13 protein-coding genes and 1 pseudogene are annotated in these 16972 nt (G+C 60.3%); 6 read left to right on the top strand and 8 right to left on the bottom strand.

The window, feature by feature from the left end; all coding sequences use genetic code 11:
• Positions 1 to 44: 44 nt before the first annotated feature.
• Positions 45 to 839: a molybdate ABC transporter substrate-binding protein gene (locus HAP47_RS03015; RefSeq protein ID WP_371821732.1), complete on the top strand. Its 795-nt coding sequence runs from the start codon at positions 45 to 47 to the stop codon at positions 837 to 839.
• Between the two features lie 221 nt (positions 840 to 1060).
• Here HAP47_RS03015 and HAP47_RS03010 read toward each other — a convergent pair.
• From HAP47_RS03010 to HAP47_RS02990, 5 genes and pseudogenes are all read right to left on the bottom strand, one after another.
• Positions 1061 to 1840, bottom strand: a pseudogene (locus HAP47_RS03010) (alpha/beta hydrolase); the annotation flags it as partial.
• Positions 1841 to 2159: 319 nt separating this feature from the next.
• Positions 2160 to 2933, bottom strand: coding sequence for a substrate-binding domain-containing protein (locus tag HAP47_RS03005; RefSeq protein ID WP_173639503.1), 774 nt, complete (start codon positions 2931 to 2933; stop codon positions 2160 to 2162).
• Positions 2934 to 2947: 14 nt separating this feature from the next.
• On the bottom strand, positions 2948 to 4444 hold the full coding sequence (locus HAP47_RS03000) for an SLC13 family permease (protein ID WP_173639504.1): 1497 nt from the start codon (positions 4442 to 4444) through the stop codon (positions 2948 to 2950).
• A 119-nt stretch (positions 4445 to 4563) separates the two neighbouring features.
• Positions 4564 to 6660 (bottom strand): acetate--CoA ligase family protein, encoded by a 2097-nt coding sequence (locus HAP47_RS02995; protein WP_173639505.1) that lies wholly within the window; start codon positions 6658 to 6660, stop codon positions 4564 to 4566.
• Positions 6661 to 6664: 4 nt separating this feature from the next.
• The gene (locus tag HAP47_RS02990) at positions 6665 to 7456 is read right to left on the bottom strand and encodes an enoyl-CoA hydratase/isomerase family protein (protein WP_173639506.1); all 792 of its coding nucleotides are present in this window, start codon (positions 7454 to 7456) and stop codon (positions 6665 to 6667) included.
• Positions 7457 to 7787: 331 nt separating this feature from the next.
• Between HAP47_RS02990 and HAP47_RS02985 the strand changes: the two genes are divergently transcribed.
• Entirely contained in the window at positions 7788 to 8567 is a 780-nt protein-coding gene (locus HAP47_RS02985) for an IclR family transcriptional regulator (RefSeq protein WP_173639507.1), read from the top strand.
• A 484-nt stretch (positions 8568 to 9051) separates the two neighbouring features.
• Here the strand turns inward: HAP47_RS02985 and HAP47_RS02980 are convergent, their stop codons facing one another.
• Positions 9052 to 11169: an alkyl/aryl-sulfatase gene (locus HAP47_RS02980; RefSeq protein ID WP_173639508.1), complete on the bottom strand. Its 2118-nt coding sequence runs from the start codon at positions 11167 to 11169 to the stop codon at positions 9052 to 9054.
• 353 nt (positions 11170 to 11522) lie between these two features.
• Positions 11523 to 12686, bottom strand: a complete 1164-nt coding sequence (locus HAP47_RS02975) for a peptidase M15 (RefSeq protein WP_173639509.1) — start codon at positions 12684 to 12686, stop codon at positions 11523 to 11525.
• 379 nt (positions 12687 to 13065) lie between these two features.
• Here HAP47_RS02975 and HAP47_RS02970 point away from each other — a divergent pair, with 379 nt between their 5' ends.
• Positions 13066 to 13269, top strand: a complete 204-nt coding sequence (locus HAP47_RS02970; RefSeq protein WP_173639510.1) for a DUF3606 domain-containing protein — start codon at positions 13066 to 13068, stop codon at positions 13267 to 13269.
• A gap of 397 nt (positions 13270 to 13666) precedes the next feature.
• Complete coding sequence (locus HAP47_RS02965; RefSeq protein ID WP_371821731.1) at positions 13667 to 14845, top strand: DUF2252 family protein; 1179 nt, start codon at positions 13667 to 13669, stop codon at positions 14843 to 14845.
• Positions 14846 to 15290: 445 nt separating this feature from the next.
• Here HAP47_RS02965 and HAP47_RS02960 read toward each other — a convergent pair whose 3' ends face one another.
• Positions 15291 to 15638: a hypothetical protein gene (locus tag HAP47_RS02960; protein ID WP_173639511.1), complete on the bottom strand. Its 348-nt coding sequence runs from the start codon at positions 15636 to 15638 to the stop codon at positions 15291 to 15293.
• A 517-nt stretch (positions 15639 to 16155) separates the two neighbouring features.
• On the opposite strand from HAP47_RS02960, the gene tnpA reads away from it, so the two are divergent.
• Together tnpA and tnpB are read left to right on the top strand one after the other, a co-directional pair.
• Positions 16156 to 16614: an IS66-like element accessory protein TnpA gene (tnpA, locus tag HAP47_RS02955; RefSeq protein WP_166073826.1), complete on the top strand. Its 459-nt coding sequence runs from the start codon at positions 16156 to 16158 to the stop codon at positions 16612 to 16614.
• Positions 16607 to 16960 (top strand): IS66 family insertion sequence element accessory protein TnpB, encoded by a 354-nt coding sequence (tnpB, locus tag HAP47_RS02950; RefSeq protein WP_166073804.1) that lies wholly within the window; start codon positions 16607 to 16609, stop codon positions 16958 to 16960. Before tnpA ends, tnpB begins: the two co-directional genes overlap by 8 nt.
• Positions 16961 to 16972 lie beyond the last annotated feature (12 nt).

Genomic DNA, 16972 nt, shown 5'->3' with positions numbered 1-16972 from the left:
TATAGGCATCTCCAAGCATGAAAAACTTGGGGGGACGCCGCTAAATGGCAAAATTATCAGCACTTATCGCAAGAAGCATGACCTCGCTCGCCGCCGTGTTGATGTTGGTGAGCGCAGCCCGCGCGGCAGAACTCAAAGTCCTGACCACCGGTATTCTGAAGGGCTCGTTCAAGGAGATCGCCACTCGCTTCGAACAAGAGACCGGCCGTAAGGTCATCATGTCGTGGGGACCATCATCCGGCAATTCGCCCGAAGCCAGCCAAGTCCGCGTGAAGAGTGGTGAACATGTAGACGTGCTGATCATGGTCAACACCGGCATGGACGAACTAGTCAAGGGCGGATACTTCACTCCCGTCGAGCGAAAGGACGTCGCGGTCTCCAAGATTGGTGTTGCGGTGAAGACCGGACACAAGCTGCCGGACGTTTCGACGGAAGCAGCACTACGCCAGACACTTTTGGACGCCACCTCGATCGGCTATTCCGAGGGAGCCAGCGGAACGTATGTTGCCACCGTTCTTCTCAAGAAATTAGGCATCGTCGATCAGGTCGCAGGCAAGAGCCACGTCATTCTGGGCCGGAAATTTGTTGGCGAAGCGATCGCCAGCGGTGAGGTCGAACTCGGGCTCCAACAGATTAGCGAGTTGCGCCTGGAGCCGGGAATCAGCGTAGTCGGCCCGTTGCCCGAAGAGTTGCAGAAGAAAAGCGTAGTTTCTGCCGCCGTCTCTTCCGAGGCAACCGATATGGAAGCTGCGATGCAGTTTCTGGCGTATCTGACGTCGCCCGCGTCAGCGGAATCGATGAAGAAGAGCGGCTTGGACCTACCGGACGCAAAACCATAGCCCCACATGAACGACCCGCATTGTCCAAAAGCGCCAACCGCCGAACTTCGCTTGGCAAGCGAGGTTCGGTTCAACCGATACTTGAATGGAGCGACGAGTTCTTCAACAAGGAGGCGCTGACGTTTTGAGCATTTCGCGTTTTCCTTTAACCAAGCTGCCAATGCCGCCGCCACTTCGAGATTGTTGAGCTCCAGCATCACCATGTGCCCGTTCCCATGGATACCACTGTCCTCCAGCCGCATGGCCTGAACCGATACGCCGGCCTGATCGAGGTATTTTACCGTGCAGTGGTCGTAGGCCGCATGATAAGACGCTTCCGCGGTGACGATGAGCGTCGGCCGCCCCGTCAGGTTCTTCAACTTTCGCGCAGGCTCTGCCTGCAGGACGCAAGCCGCGAGATCGGGACCATCGGGCTGCGGCTGCTTCACAGTGCGTAGCTCGGACGCGGCGGCAACCGGGGGATCGTAGGCCATCGGGATATCGGTCAACCCCCACGCTCTTGCTTTGTTGGCGTTCATCACCGCGTTCTCGAACGGTGGACCGCTTGGCTCGATAGCGACAATCGCCCTGACCAGAGCCGGCCGCGCTTCCGTGATCGCCCAGCCGAGCGGCCCCGCTTGCGAATGGGTCAAGAGGATCGCAGGACCGATCCGGTCAAGCAGTGCGGCTCCGGCGGATTGGATCAAACTCTGCGTCTCCTCGTCACCGGCCAGCGAATCGACTTGAGACGCGTAGAAGGCGTCGAAGACAGGATCACCCATGCGTCCTTTCCCTTCACCCGAGCCTGGCCACTGGGTGTGCTTCCTGGCCTGAGGCCACTGATTGTAGTGCTCCGGGGCCGTAAACTGTCGCGCCAGTTGCGGCGCGGTAAAACTCCGCAGAGCCCCGTCAACGTTTGGGTGCCAAGCCGAACGACCACGAGCGGGCTGATCGACCAAATAGACCGCGTAACCCTGCTTGAGGAAATACTCTGCCCAGCCCTTCCGACCATCCGGTGTCATCATCCAGTTGGTCGCCGTCTGCATCGCGCCGTGAATCAATATCAGCGGATACTTCTGCGTAATTGTCTTCGGCGCCAGATACTCCACATACATCTGGCCATGCATAAGCTCCTTACCGGGTTCGCCAACGTAGCGTCCGCCGACGTAAAAGAATGCTCGCTCGGCGGCCACGGTCGGGAGCCCGATCGAGGTTTGGGCCAGCGCGAACAGCGCGCACGCGACCGACCACGAGATGGTGACGATCAGCAAAATCTTTCTCAAGCTAAATTCCTTTTTTGTGCAACTCGGTGCGAGCTACAGATCGTAGACCGGCTAGAGATCATGGACTGCCGGGCTCCAGCCCATGCTTCTTCAAGACAACCGCCGCATTCGGTCCCGAGAGAAAGATGATCAAAGCCCGAGCCGGCTCAGACGATGCCGACGGCTTCAGCAGGCCCGCTGAGAAAACCGTGACCGACTGAATCTCGGCCGGGAGAGGCCCGACATAGGAAATGCCCTTGATGGCGAGCAACTCGCTGATCTGCGTGAAGCCGATATCCCCGTGGCCCTCCGCAAGAGCCTCTCCAACCGACAGGCCGGGAGCCAGTTGCAGGATCTTCCCCTCAATCTCGCGGGCAACACCCAATCTTTCGAAGAGAGCAGGCATATGCTCACTGCTGGGCCCCGACGAAATGACGATTGTCCGGCAATCGCGTAGCGCGCGAGAGAGAGCCTCCGCGGTTGCTATATTTGGCCGGGGGAGGTCGACCCTCACCGCGACACCGATGGCGGACGCCGCCAAATCCGTTCGTTTCACGGCAATGCCGCGCGTGATCAAACTGTCGACGCGCCCCGCAGGCACGACCACAACATCAATATTCTCCCCCGCGCCTGCGCGCCGGAGAATATCGACCGTTCCACCCCATTCGACCGAAACATGATGCCCGGTTTCTTTCTCGAAGGCGGGCAGCAACTCGCTGTATGCCTCGCGAACGGCATTCGATACCAGAATTCGGATCTCGTCGGCCACGACGACCCGAGGAAACCCGGCCAGGAGCGCAGCCACCACGCCGACGACATACCACCAAGGGCAGCGCGTTCTCCTCCGATCCATGCGCGCTCTCCCGTTCACTTCCAGAGACCCACGAGCGGCCAGTAGGTGAACATGAACAGCACGATGAGGCTGTACATGACCGTCGCGAGCGGCAGCCCCAGACGCATCATGTCCCGCGTCGTGAAGCCGCCGGCGCCGTATGCGATCATGGCGGGGGCTGACGTCACCGGAATGATCGACAAACATTGGGCAATGAGAGCCACGCCAAGTACGATTCCGACGATCGGCAGGTCCGGATTGTGCAGGGAGACCAGAAAGCCGATGATCGCTGGCGTGATCGCGGTCAGGCAGGACGTGATGCTGGTGAAGCAGAAGCGTACGAAGAACACGACAACGAAGATCATGATCGCCAGTGCCGTGACCGACAGGCGTCCCATCCCGGACTCGACGAACGCCACCTTCGACAGCCACGCCGCCCCACCGGTCCTGGTCAGCATCTCCGCCATCGAAATTCCCGCGCCAAACAGCAGAACCGAATTCCAGTCAATTCGCTTGTAGAGATCATTGCAGGTGATGATCCCGACACCCGGCATCACGAGCAGCAGCACGCAAAGCACCGAAATGGCGGATGCCTCGACATGGTGGATCTTGTCGGTCGCCCAGAGGAGGATCGTTAGCACCATGATGAACGACGCCCGCTTCTCGGTCGCGGACATCGGCCCCAATTCCGCGAGGCGCGCGGCGATGTACTCGCTTCCCCCAGGCAATTCTGCAAATTCAAATCTGAAGAGCCGGGTCGCGAGAAAATAGAGGCCGATGGAAAAAAGGACAGTGTAGGGAAGCAAATAGACCAGCCAGTCGACATAGCCGAGTTGGGCCTGGCCTGCTCCTGTCAGGAAGCTGACAATCACCGGATTGGGCGCGGCTCCCGAGAGCACTCCCACGCCGGTCACCGATGGCAGAATGCCCGCAAGAAGGAGCATGGCCTTGCCAATCTGGCTGCTGCGCGGAAGGCCAAATGCCTCGATCAGTCCGATCACGATCGGAACGAGCGTCGCCGCTCGCGCGATCACCGAGGGAATGAAGAAGGTCAATGCGAAGGCGGTCAGGATGATGCCGAACATGATCGCATGGGTGTTGGTGCCGACCAGCTTGAGGATCAGATAGGCCACCCGCTTCTCGAGCCCGGTGCTCGTGATCGAAGCCGCCATGGCGAGGCCCGCCGCGACAAACAGCCAGCCGCTGTTCGAGAAGCCGCTGAGCGCGAGCGGAATAGCCTTTGCGGTTCCAAGAACTGTGCCTGGGTCGTTCCCGGCGGGCGAGAAACCGAGCGCCAAGATCAAGAGGAATATGAGCGCGACCGCGCTTACTCCGTAGGGGATTGCTTCGGTGATCCACATCAGCACCACGAAGGTCATCACGGCGATGACGCGCTGTCCCGCCGGCGACAGATCAGCCGGCGATGGCGCCATGATGATTGCGATCATGATCCCCAGCGCAATCAGCACGGTCAGAAATTTCCTCGTGCTCACTCCGGTTGAATCGGACGCAGCATGAACCAGCGTCGACATGCGTATCCTCCGTTTTGATTTTGGCGACCGGCGAAATGCCGATGCTTTTCTATGTTCGTTGCGGCCAGACCTTCGTCAGACCGTTCGATAATGCCTATGCCGGACCGAGCGGAGCCTGCTCAGCCGGCGGCCGCTCCCAGCACCGCGACGCCATCCGCGGCGCGCACGCCTTGACCCGCCGGCAAGACGAAGACCGGATTGATCTCGGCCTCGATCAGGCGCTCGCCGAGTTGTGCCGCCATCAGCGAGAAGGCGACGATCGTGGACACCAGCGCCTCGACGTCCGACTTCGGCCGTCCCCGAAATCCGTCCAGCAACGGCCAGGTGATAAGGTCATGCAGCATCGAGAGCGCGTCATCGCGGCTGAGGCCACCCTGCGGCGGCAGGAGACGCATGGTTGTATCCTTGAAGAGTTCCGCGGTGACGCCGCCCATGCCGAGCAGAATCGCTGTGCCGAGCACATCGCGGTGCATGCCCAGGATCAACTCGGTGCCGCCCGCGACCATCTCCTGAACCAGGAAGCGTTGCGGACGCTCGCCGGTCGCCTTCTCTACATCATTCGCCATGGTGATAAGCCGTCCGCCGATCGTATCCGGCGTCAGATTGATCGCGACGCCACCGACATCGCTCTTGTGCGTGATCTCGCCGGACAGGACCTTCAGGACCACTTTCTCGCCAAGGCCGTGCGCCGCGGATTCCGCTTCCGCCGATGTCTCGACGATCCGCTCGGCCACCGCGGGAATGCCGAACCGGGTGAAGAGTGCCTTGGCCTGGGCCTCGTCGAGTGAGCCCGTGGAAAATTCGCTGATGTCGACCCGCCGTTCGACCGACAAAGCAACTTCGCGGCGCGAACACCGGGCCGCCAGGAGCAAGCCTGCGAATGCAGACGCGCAGCTTTCGGCTGACGTGTAGGCCGGCACGCCGCGCGCCGTGAGAACCGCGCCGACGTCCGGCGCGTACGGGCTGACATAAGCAATGACCGGCTTGTCGGAGTCCGGCAGGCAGTCGCGGACAGCATCTGCAAGAAGCGCCGGAGATCCGACGGCAGACGACCCTGCAATTATCACCAGGGCATCATAACACGGGCTGGCAAGCAGAGCGCGGATCGCACCCCGCAGGATGTCCGGATGCAGGCCGGCCAGCGTCAGGTCGACCGGATTGCGGTCGAGATTGGCATGGGAGCCGGATTGCAGCAACGCAAGACGAGCCGCGGTCTCGGCATCCGGCGTGGGCGTCTCGAAACCGGCGACGCCGAGACTGTCGGAAACGATTGTTCCGGCGCCTCCAGTGGAAGTGAGGATCGCCACGCGCTTTCCACAAAGCTTCCGCCCCGCAGCGAGAGCGGCCGGAATGTCGAGCAGGTCCTCGAATGTCTTCGCCCGGATCACACCGAGCTGCCTGAACAGCGCGTCGTACATGCGATCCGAGCCGGCGAGCGCGCCGGTATGCGAGACGGCGGCCTTGGCTCCGGCCTCCGAACGGCCGATCTTGAAAGCCACCACCGGCTTGCCGGCCAACCGCGCTTTTCGGACTGCTTCGCGGAAACCGACCGGATGCCGGATCGCCTCGACGTACAGCGCAATCACCTTGGTGGCTTCGTCCGCTGCAAGAAATTCGATGAAGTCCGAAAGCTCGAGGTCGGCTTCGTTGCTCGTGGACACGAGCTTCGACAACCCGATGCCCCGCGCTGCCGCGCGGGAGAGCAGCGCCCCAAGGATTCCGCCGCTCTGCGACACGAGCCCGATTGGGCCTGCGGGGAAGTGATCCATCGCCAGTGCGCCCGAGGCCGACAGCACGATATTGTCCGTCAGGTTGACGAGGCCAATCGTGTTGGGGCCAAGGATCCGCATCGAACCGGCAGCTTCCAGAAGCTGCCTCTGGCGCAAAGCCCCCTCCTCGCCGGTTTCGGTATAACCGCTCGCAAGGACGATCGCTGCGGCGGCGCCGCGTTTCGACAACTCCCGCACCGCGAGATGCGCGCGCTCCGCGCCCAGGAGGACGATCCCAACATCGGGCACCGCCGGTAGCGCCCCGACATCGGGATAGCAGGTGAGCTCACCGATGCGTTCGACCTTCGGGTTGACCGGATAAATCGTGCCCGAGAAGCCGTGCTTTTGCAGGAATGCCACCGGCCGTCCAGTGGTCTTGTCTGGATCGGCGGAAGCGCCGATGACGGCGACACTCCGCGGTCGAACGAGGCGTGCGATGGCGTTCATGGCATCACTCCTTCGAGGACGACTTTGCGAGGAACGCCATCACCGCTTCGCGGTGCTCGGCGCTGGTGTAGCAGATGGCTTGCGCCTGACTGCCAAGATCAAAGATCTCGTGTGCCGAATGCTCGAAGGTCTGGTTCAGGATTTTCTTACCCAGTGCGAGCGCCGTCGGTGATCCCTGCGCGAGTTCGACGGCCCATGCCTGCGCGGCCGAAAGAAGCTCGCCGGAGGTCACCTTGCGATCGAGAATGCCGAGCGCGAGAGCCTCGTCGGCCTCGACCATACGCCCGGTGAAGATCAACTCCTTTGCCTTGGGAAGTCCGACACGTCGTGGAAGAAAGTAGGAGCCGCCACCATCGGGGATCAGTCCGCGCTTGATGTAGGACCAGGTGAATTTCGAACGCTCCGATCCAATCAGAAAATCGCAAGCGAGCGCGGTATCGGCGCCGAGACCGGCTGCGGCACCGTTCACCGCGGTGATGGTCGGCTTGGGCAGGTTGAGCAGCATGGATTGAACCCGATGCACGCCCTGCTGCCTGCTCCAGCCGTTGAATGCGACTTCGCCTTGCGGGGCTTCCAGGCGCCGCTTCATGCCGCTGATATCGCCGCCCGCGCAGAACGCACTGCCGCGCCCCGTCAAAACCAGCGCCCGGATCGACTTGTCGCCCGCGACCGCCTGGAGCGCATCCACAAATTCCGAGCGCATGTCGTCGCTCATGGCATTTCGACGGTCGGGCCTGTTGAGGGCGATGGTGGCGACGCCGGTATCGACTGAGAACTCGATCAGCTTATAGGTCATGTGCATACCTTCGATTGTGGTTTGGCACTGTGCGCAGATTTTCATCGCGGAAGACGCATCACTCCGGCCGCGCCGGCGGATGCCGACCCGGACATCTCGGCGCGCCTGCGCCGAGGGACCAACGATGTATCGATTTCAAGCCGGCGCCCGTCGCGTCCAAGTCGACGAACCGGACCACGCCGGACTATTACCCAACAGGAATGTTAGACATTGCGTTTCATGCTCCCGAGATGCTTTGCGCTTTGTTTTATTGTTTGCTTGTATACTGAGTTGTCATAAAAGCGGATATCCTCCATTTCCATTTAGTGGAATGGGTCAGACGGAGCGCGGCATGGCTTCAGCGCGGGAATATTCTGGTGGCGCAAATGGAAACCGGTCGCTGGAGCGGGGCATCGAGATCCTGCGTGCCTTCCGGCCCGGCGTCGATACGCTCGGCAACGGCGAGATCGCCGAGCGCACCGGCCTGCCTCGCTCTACCGTCAGCCGACTGACCAAGACCTTGGTCGAGTTCGGCATGCTCGACGAAGTCCGGACGGAGCGAAACTATCGGCTTGCCGCCGCCGTCCTCAGCCTCGGCCACGCCGTCCGCATGGGATCGCCGGTGCTCAAGGTGCTCAGCCCGCTGATGCGGGCTGAATCCACGCGGCGCCGGCTGAACGTCGGTCTCGCAACGGCGGATCGTACAATGATGGTCTACCTGGAATCCATTCGCTACAGCCCGCGCCCGACGCTGCGCAGCATTGTGGCCGGTCAACAGGTACCGATGGAATTGACCTCGCTTGGGCGCGCCTATCTCGCGGGGATCCCGGACGCGGCCCGCGACACGCTGCTCGTGCAATTCCGGCGACGTAATGCCGCCGCCACCAAGGCGCTGATCGCCGAGGTGCAGAAATCAATCCGCTCCGTCAGGCGCGACGGCTACTGTGCGGTCTCCTGGCAGCCCGGCGTACTCGCCGTCGCCACTCCGATCGTCGTCGAAGGTCTGCCGATTTACGCGCTCAACATGAGCCTGCAAGACATCGAACCCACCGAAGCCCTTGGCAGAGAGATCGGCGAGTACCTCATGGTATTCGCCGCACGATGCGAGGAAACACTCTCTGTATCGAGATAACGCCTGAAGCAAGACGGGACGGCACGGCTACGTTCTAAAGGCCGGGCCGACGTAGCGGTGCGATTATCAACTCCTGGACAAATGGGCCCGCGCAAGGATCGAGGGCCTAACAGCGCGCTGCGCGCGAAATAGTTCGAAATCGTAGTCTGGCGTACACCATCGCGCAAATGGCGGAGAGAGAGAATCTAGAACAAAATTGCTCATCTGCTGCGGCTCAGGTCCTCTCGCTGGGGAAGAACATCCAAATATCCAAAGGCTCTCCGTATTACGTAGGCCATGCAAGTTGGTCCGAATCCCGCCCGGCGGGCTGCATAGGATGCTCTGAAGGGACGTGTGCTTTCATTCCTGTAAGAGCGACCACTCATAAATTCGGGATGTCCGCTTTCGAAGGCAAAGCCGACGCGCGACCGTGTCCCCAACGATGTCGCCTTGTGACCCCTTAAGTGAAATCTGCCGATGGCTTTGGAAAGGCTTTGGAGTGCCTTCAGTCGCCTTCCCCCGAGGGTAGCATGTCAGGCAGCTCGAACGGTTTGGGGCCCTCCGTCGGCGATTTTGGCGCGGTACCCGGAAGGATCTCGAAGTTTGGCGTGAACGAGACCATGAGCTCCCTGAGCTGGTCAAAGGGCTTACGGTCACCCTCGAACTTCGCGTTGCCGGTCTTGATCAGGTCGTCGAAGGACTTGACACCCATCATCACCATGTTGAGGTCGGCGCGGTTGAGTGTGATCGTCAGATCAGGGTTTTTTGCCTGCTCGCCCTTAATGTTGGTCAGTGTGGCGTTGCTCATCTCAACCAGATACTTCTCATCGTTGTCGGGCGTGACCAAGTTGATAGTGAAGCGCATACCATCGGCTTTCTTCGGGTCCATGCTAATACCCAGGAAGTCGAGCCAGTTTTCCGTCGACATCGCGCGCACTACGTCCGGTCCGGTGCTTCGTTGAGGCGTGCCGCCAGGTAGTCCGTTGCGCAGTTCATAGGATGCCTGCAGGTAGCTGTTACGAAAGCTGGTGCTTTCGGACTGGTAGCCAAGTTGTTCGTAAACGTCCGCCAGCAATCCGCGGGCCTCCTTGTTCTGCGGCTCGGCAAACAGCAGGCGATTGAGAATCTCTGTGGCCTGCAGGTACTCGCCCTTGGCCGACAGTTCCTTGCCCTTGGCAATGATCTTCGCCGAGCCTCCCATCATTTCGACGTAAAGAGGCGCCGAATCCTTCGGCGACAGCGGCGCTAGGTTGACAGGATTGCCGTCATAGTGACCGAGGAACCGGTTGATGACGGCGCGCGAGTTGTTTTGCGCGTCGCCGTGGTAGCTGCGCGCAGCCCACTGCTGCTGCAGGCTCTTGGGTACTTGGTAGACGTTCTGGATCTCGTTGATCGTCACACCCAGGTTGGCGTAGTGCAGCGCCTGATTGTTCAGGTTCGCGTACGCATCGCGCTGCGCGCGCAGCACCTCCTGGATGCGGGCGTTGCCCCAGCGAGGCCAACTGTGCGAAGCGAACATCACCTCGGCTTCCTGGCCGAACTTCCAGAGCGCGACATTGATCTCCTTCGACCAGTTCAAAGCGTTGCGGGTCGGCGCTCCGCGCAACGTATAGATGTTGTGTATGGTGCCGGTCACGTTCTCCGCGGCCCAGAAGGCCTTGAACTGCGGGAAGTAGGTGTTCATCTCTACTGGCGCCTCGGTGTCCGGCGTGTTCTGGAATACCATCGTCACGCCGTCGAGCGTCAATTCCTCGAAGTCCTTGCTGATGATCAGGTTGGGGGGAATCAGACCGGTGTTGCCGTTGGCCACATTCTTGCCGATCGACTGATCCACATGGCCGAGCGGGTCGCGCGGCAACAATACCGCATATTGCCATTGCGTGCGGCGCGACATGGCGTTGCCGGCGAAGACGTTCTCGGAGATCGCTGCCTCAAGGAAGCCTTTCGGGGCAATGACTTTGACCTTGCCGCTGACGACGTCGGTTTCATCCACCACGCCGCGCACACCGCCGAAGTGGTCGACGTGCGAGTGCGAATAGACGACGCCGACAACCGGTCGCTTACCAAGTTTTTCGTTGATAAACTCAAGTGCCGCGCGGGCGGTTTCCTTGGCCGTCAGCGGGTCGAACACGATCCAGCCGGTATCGCCCTTGATGAACGAGACGTTGGCCAGGTCGAAGCCGCGCACCTGATAGATCTTGTCCGGCAACACTTCGTACAGACCATAGGCCATGTTCAACACGGCCTGGCGCTGCAACGAGGGGTGAATGCTCTGGAAGTCCTGGTCTTGCAGCAGCCACTGATAGCTACCCATATCCCAAGCAACGTGGCCGGCATCGGCCTTGATTTGCTTGTAGGGCGGCTCGGCGATGAAGCCCTTCTTGGCCTCGTCGAAGTCGCGCTTGTCGTCGAATGGCAGTGTGGCAGTGACGCCCTTGCGCAGTTCGAGCGTAAACGTCGACGGTAGTTTGCCGTTCGGGTCGAAGTGCATGACCTGCGCTGGCGGGCGCTCCACTCCGGCGCCTTGGGCCTGCGCTACTCCCGGGTTGAATGCGAGAGCAAAGAATGCAACGGCGATACTCGCAGCGACAACCAGATCTGGGAAAGGTTGTTCGGTCTTCATCGCGCACTCCTGACAGCAAAATGGGGACCAATGAGTTGTCGACACAAGCTGTGCCATCGGACTAGCGGAAAAGTCTCTTAGATCACGTAGATCAAAGTTGTTTGACCCAGATCAAACCACCCCTGCACCTTTCTTGAGTGCGATGGCCAGCGAAACGCAGACCTGATTGCGGAGGTGCAATGTCGCCTTTTCAGGGCAACGCGAACGTGGCCTTTGTAAGTACACGCGTAGCGAAGCGCAGCCCGCCATCTTCGGGGTACGACTTTGGTGGGTTGCGCCGGAGCCTTCATCGCGACGCGCTTTTGCGCGGACCCGGTGGGCTACCCCCACCATACGGAGCACCGTGATCCCGCTTAGATCGTTCGCACCTTCGATGACTTCGCTGTCTTTGCGCGTTTCACTGCGACGTAATTATCGTGCGCCGCGTGACGGCTGTGCGTCTTCGCGTCCAGCGCCGCGTGCCGCGTTTTGGCGCCGCCGCGATGAGCGGCATATTCCTGGCCATCGATAGGCGCCAGATGCGGGGGATCAAAATCGAGATAGGGGCGCGCGACGCCAAACTCCTTGCCGTGCGCGTCGACCCATTTCCAGAGCTTTTCCGACGATCTCCAACGGTCGTCACGCGTCGCGCCGTCGATGCTGACGATGTCGGCGGCGAGACCATGGCCGTAGCCGCCACGGAGGCTGCCGCCGTGATACGACCTGTTGCTGGCCGCCTTCAGCCCGCTTGCAATCGACTGGCGGTAGTCATCGCGGAACGCGCTGGTGATACCGGGCGACAGGCCGGCCTGTTCCGCCGCGAGAAGTGCACGGAAGAGCTTCAGCTTGAAGCTCCGATCGACGCCTCCCATGACGTAGTCCATCATGGGCATGCTGGCTCTTTCGGCCGCCTTGGTGTCCTTCCAGGCGAAATCCTCATCGACAAGTCTGGTGAAGGTTCTGGTGACCGTCACCATCTTCTTCTTTCTCTTGACCGTCACCTCCCTCTGCTCCGGCACCTTGATGGTGTCTTCCTTGGGCGTCCTCTGATAGAGCGCCCAGAGATAGCGGTCGATGCAGGCACTGACGTCCCAGCACTCGTCGAGGATTTCGACGGAGTCTACCGCCGCCTTTACCACGCGAGGCTCCGGATCCGGCTTATTCGCTGCCCGCGCCTGCCCCGGTTGAGTGTCCGGCGGCAGCGCCGGATTGGTCAACGCGGCCGCGACGACAGGTTCCGTCTCGTGCACGGACGGCGAAGCGTTGGTGGTCGCCACCGCTTCCTGTTCGCTCATGGTTACCACTGCATTGGGGCCGTCGACGGCAGCGTTCGACGTGGCAGTTGCTGGTGATGTCTCAGATACGGCATCGGCAACGACAGCAAGTGCGCGGGGCTCATCAACTGATGCACCGGTGACTGACGCACCGATCTTTTCGATGCCAGCCGAACCGAACGCCGCAACCCACGAGACGATACAGCCCGACAGGACGACCGTCCCGCCCAACGCCGCCCCCCGCACCCGTCTTGAGTTCATCATCCCAGCCTCCACGGGCTCCTCGGGAGCCAGATTGCAGCATGTGACGAGGCGGATTGTCGGCTTGGGACGCGGTCGCGCAATGGCGAAAGAAGGTTGATGACGCATCTTTCCGAACGATGTTGCCCGAATGCAACTCGGCTGATAACGCCTTTCGGGGTGTTCGCCTTTGCCAGCGCTCGAAGCTGCTTGACTTCCTTATCGGTTTAGGGCCGACGCGAACGGCGCTTATATTTCAGGTCGGCTTTTCGCGGGCCCTTTGCCAATGGGTGAACCCGGTCGTTTGCATGCTGCCTTTGTCATGTCGGCACTGTCCGATGGACATACGAATCAGGCAGACAGTTTCTTAGGAACGGAGCGCCCAAGCCGGGGTTGTTCGAGAATGGACAGCCTTACAAAAAAAGATCAGTTCGAGCGCTCAAAGATCGATCTGCATGCGCCTGACCAAGTGAAATGCTGGGCTCATGCGCTCGGTGTCTCGAAGGAAGAGCTTCGCAAGGCGGTCGATAAAGTCGGAAATTCTGCCGCGGCCGTCCGCAAGGAGCTGGAGGCGAATCGTGACGAGAGAACAAGAAGTCAGCGCTGAATGTGCACGGGAGGCGCGCAGGCAGGCCGCGCTTCTGCCGCCTGGTCCAGTCAGAGACGCGCTGCTGGAAAAGGCTCGCCAGTACGAATTGGCCTTACACACTGATTTGCATCACGATGCCGAAGAACCGCCCTTGGGACCCCGATGAAGACGGCACTCTGCAAACATTTATCGCGGAAGGCCGCTACGCTGTAGACATTGCCGTTGAGATGAACCGCAGCCGAAGCAGCAGTGCGGCTCAGAGCTAAGGTTCTAGGTCTAACGTTTGCCACCGCGCCGCGCGGCCGCAGGCCGAGATAACGTGCGGCCCGCCGCGGTATCGGTAACCCGGCGGAACTTTAAGGCTCTCATAAAGTTCCATCTGCTGGAACCCGATTTAGGCTGTGCGGGAGGGCTGGTGAGCAACCTGGATTCAACGCGGCAAGGCATTCTGAAAACACAACAAACGCTGAAGATGGCACGCTCGGCGCACGCTTATGTTCGCGGAAGCACCATCAAGTTCTATGAGTGGCTAGACGCTCAACGACGAGGCACTTTGCCAGAGGGGCCTCCGGTCTGGATCTGCGGCGATTGTCACGCAGGCAATTTGGGGCCTCTGGCGGACGCAGATGGAAAGATACGAGTACAGATACGTGATCTTGACCAGACCGTAATTGGCAATCCGTCTCACGACTTGATCCGCCTAGCATTGTCGCTCACGACAGCCTCGCGGGGCTCCAACTTACCCGGCGTCACCGCGGCCAAGATGATGGAGGCAATGATCGCAGGCTATGAGGAGGCGCTTCGTTCAGAAGACGATTTGCGCGATATGCCGAAAACAATCCGCCTGGTGGTGCGGCAGTCAGCACGGCGCACTTGGAAGCATCTCGCTGAAGAGCGGATCCGAAACACAAAGCCCACGATCCCGCTAGGCAAAAAGTTTCTTTCGATATCGGACTTGGAACGCAAACGAATTAAGAAGCTGTTTGCAACTATCCCCCTTCAGCATCTGATCACAACGCTCAAATCCCGCAAGGATGATTGCCGACTCAAGGTCGCCGATGCTGCTTACTGGGTAAAGGGCTGCAGCTCGCTTGGGCTTTTGCGCTACGCCGTTTTGGTCAAAGTCGGATCAGGCCGTTCGGCTGAATACGCGTTGATGGATATCAAGGAGGCGGTGACGGCATCGGCTCCACGGTACAAGAAAGTTCGCATGCCCAAGTCGAATGGCGACCGAGTCGTGGAGGGAGCTAGAAATCTTTCGCCAAACCTGGGAGAACGAATGGTGTCCGGCAGTATCGGCAAACGCTCGGTTTTTATTCGGGAGCTGCTGCCGCAAGATTTGAAATTCGATCTCGATTCTATGGCTCAAGACGAAGCTGAGGATGTTGCTAAGTATCTAGCGACAGTCGTGGGCAAGGCACATGGGCGCCAGATGGACGGTGCAGAACGAAAGCAATGGCTTCGGACGCTCGCCGCATCCAAGAGCAAGTCGCTGGACGCGCCAAGCTGGCTCTGGAGCAGCGTCGTTTCCTTGGTTGCGTCGCACGAAGCAGCTTATCTTGAACACTGTCGTCGATTTGCTTTAGCGGCCTAGAGGGTCGGTGCTCACATCGTCGTCGGTCGGATAAGGCGTCTGAGCGGGACCGAGTTCGCCCATCGAATGTTCTGGAATGCTGTGACTTTGCGCCCAGATCTTCCAATCGACCAGCAGGTAGGTGCGGCGTGAGGCGGTCTGACAGCGGGGCGTTCCTGCACAGGAACGTAGCGCCGGTTAATTGGGAAGAACGAACTCAACGAGCCCAACGCGTGATCGTTGCGGTGGGGGAGCGAGAGAAGGCACTGGTTCAAGACGAGCTTGTGGACAAAGGGAACCTGAGGCTTGCCGGCGCGGGGCTTGGCTTTGGTCGCAGCACGGGCCATCACAGGCCCTCCATATCGAGGCGGTGGAAGTCCTCTTCGATCAAGCGGACCTTCCACGTTTCGTCGACCGCCTTTAGATTCTCCAGGTTATTGTCGCCGTTGACGTAGATGAGGCCGAATTAGCTGTCCTTGGCGGAATAGCCGACGCGCGTGAACCACGTGTCGAGCAAGAGATTGTCGTGCTCAAGATTGCCGGTGAGCTTGCGCCAAATGATCAATGCGCGCCGCCCATCCGGCGTGGCGCCAGTGACGGCGCGGAACCACCAGGGACCGGCCGCATCCTGACGCAGACGCCCCTTGAGGCAGAGCCGCCCTTCTGTGTCGCGCTCGAATTCAGCGATAAACGTCTGTGGCGCGGCGATGCCCTGAACGTTCAGCTCAAAAGATTCACGATAACGGCCGAGTTTTCGGCCTGTCTCCGTTTCGAGGTACGAAATCTGGGGGCAAAATGGCGGAGAGGTTCTCACTGCAACTGCGCGATGAACCTAGAACGGCAAAGGAATGTCAGATTGATGCAAATCAACTATGTCCGGCACCCGACGTTGTGCCTTACTTGTAGGGCCTGACGTGTTCGCTGTGTCTGTTACCCACTACCAGGCGAAGCTTCTTGATTAGCCTCACAACCGCGTTGAGTGCGACGCTATGATGAAGACCGTCGCACTCAAACAGCGTCGCTCGCGCCCTCAATACGGGGCGTAGTAGTGGTGGCGATAGGGATAGGGGCCGCCGTAGTAGCCTGGCGCGTAATAGCCCGGCCCGTAATAGCCACCGCCGTAGGCTCCGTAAGCGGCGGCTCCAGCCGCGGCGCCCAGAATGCCAAGACCGATTGCGGCCCCCGGAGCGCCGTAGTAGCCGCGACGGTAGTGGCGTCGGTAGTAGACCTCTGTCACTCCGGATGAAGAGTAAGCGCGAATTTCTCCGCACCTTTTGCTTTTGAGAGTCCTGATGCATGAGGTGTCCACCAAAATAGGTGGACACCTTGTGATGAGCGACGATGATCAGAAACTGCGGGTCAGGCTTGTCGGCCGGAACGGTCGCCGGCGCTACGAGGCGGCATCGAAAGAGCGTCTTGTCGCGGCCTGCCTTGAGCCTGGGGTTTCGGTATCGAGGCTTGCACTCGAACATGGGGTCAACGCGAACCTCCTTCGGAAGTGGATCAAGAAGCACAGCGCGACCAGGTCGCTGCCGCCGTCCTCACGCCCGGCGTTCATCCCGGTTCAGCTTGAGGGGAAGTCCGAGCGGGACCTGTCGCGAAAAGACAGCGTGGCGACGGTTGATTTGCCGGCTTACGATGAAGTGCGTGGTTCGGAACCCAAAGGGACTCCAGCTTTTTGTTCTCCGGCCAAAGTGAGCGTGTCGCTGCCGAATGGCGTGAAGCTCGCGCTGGAATGCGGCGATGTGGATGCATTGACGGCGATCATCGGAGCGCTGGGCGATGTTTAGACTGGGCGATGACCTGCAGGTCTATCTGCACCGTGAGCCGATCGACTTCCGGGCTGGCATCAACAGCCTTGCGGTCCTGGTCCAGGAGACGATGGCGCTCGATCCATTCACTCCGGCGGTTTTTGCGTTCTGCAATCGCCGTTGCGACCGGATGAAGCTTCTGTTCTTCGATCGGTCCGGCTTTGTACTGGTCCTGAAGCGGCTGACCGAAGACAGGTTCCGATGGCCGCGCCGCCAGGAGGCGATCGTCACGCTGACGACGGAGCAATTGCACTGGATCCTTGACGGCATCGATATCGATGCGATGGTCCGCCATCCGGTGCGGCAATATCAGGTTGCCGGCTGAGCTCTCGAGTTG

Origin of the sequence: Bradyrhizobium sp. 41S5, assembly GCF_011516665.3 — a bacterium.
GTDB classification, from domain to species: Bacteria; Pseudomonadota; Alphaproteobacteria; order Rhizobiales; family Xanthobacteraceae; genus Bradyrhizobium; species Bradyrhizobium quebecense.
Note: the sequence above shows the minus strand (reverse complement) of the source record. Positions and strands in the feature narration are given on the sequence as shown.

Coding starts and splice junctions, on each gene's coding strand:
- HAP47_RS03015 (WP_371821732.1), top strand. CDS start 45: ATGGCAAAATTATCAGCACTTATCGCAAGAAGCATGACCTCGCTCGCC.
- HAP47_RS03005 (WP_173639503.1), bottom strand. CDS start 2,933: ATGGATCGGAGGAGAACGCGCTGCCCTTGGTGGTATGTCGTCGGCGTG.
- HAP47_RS03000 (WP_173639504.1), bottom strand. CDS start 4,444: ATGTCGACGCTGGTTCATGCTGCGTCCGATTCAACCGGAGTGAGCACG.
- HAP47_RS02995 (WP_173639505.1), bottom strand. CDS start 6,660: ATGAACGCCATCGCACGCCTCGTTCGACCGCGGAGTGTCGCCGTCATC.
- HAP47_RS02990 (WP_173639506.1), bottom strand. CDS start 7,456: ATGACCTATAAGCTGATCGAGTTCTCAGTCGATACCGGCGTCGCCACC.
- HAP47_RS02985 (WP_173639507.1), top strand. CDS start 7,788: ATGGCTTCAGCGCGGGAATATTCTGGTGGCGCAAATGGAAACCGGTCG.
- HAP47_RS02980 (WP_173639508.1), bottom strand. CDS start 11,169: ATGAAGACCGAACAACCTTTCCCAGATCTGGTTGTCGCTGCGAGTATC.
- HAP47_RS02975 (WP_173639509.1), bottom strand. CDS start 12,686: ATGATGAACTCAAGACGGGTGCGGGGGGCGGCGTTGGGCGGGACGGTC.
- HAP47_RS02970 (WP_173639510.1), top strand. CDS start 13,066: ATGGACAGCCTTACAAAAAAAGATCAGTTCGAGCGCTCAAAGATCGAT.
- tnpA (WP_166073826.1), top strand. CDS start 16,156: ATGAGCGACGATGATCAGAAACTGCGGGTCAGGCTTGTCGGCCGGAAC.
- tnpB (WP_166073804.1), top strand. CDS start 16,607: ATGTTTAGACTGGGCGATGACCTGCAGGTCTATCTGCACCGTGAGCCG.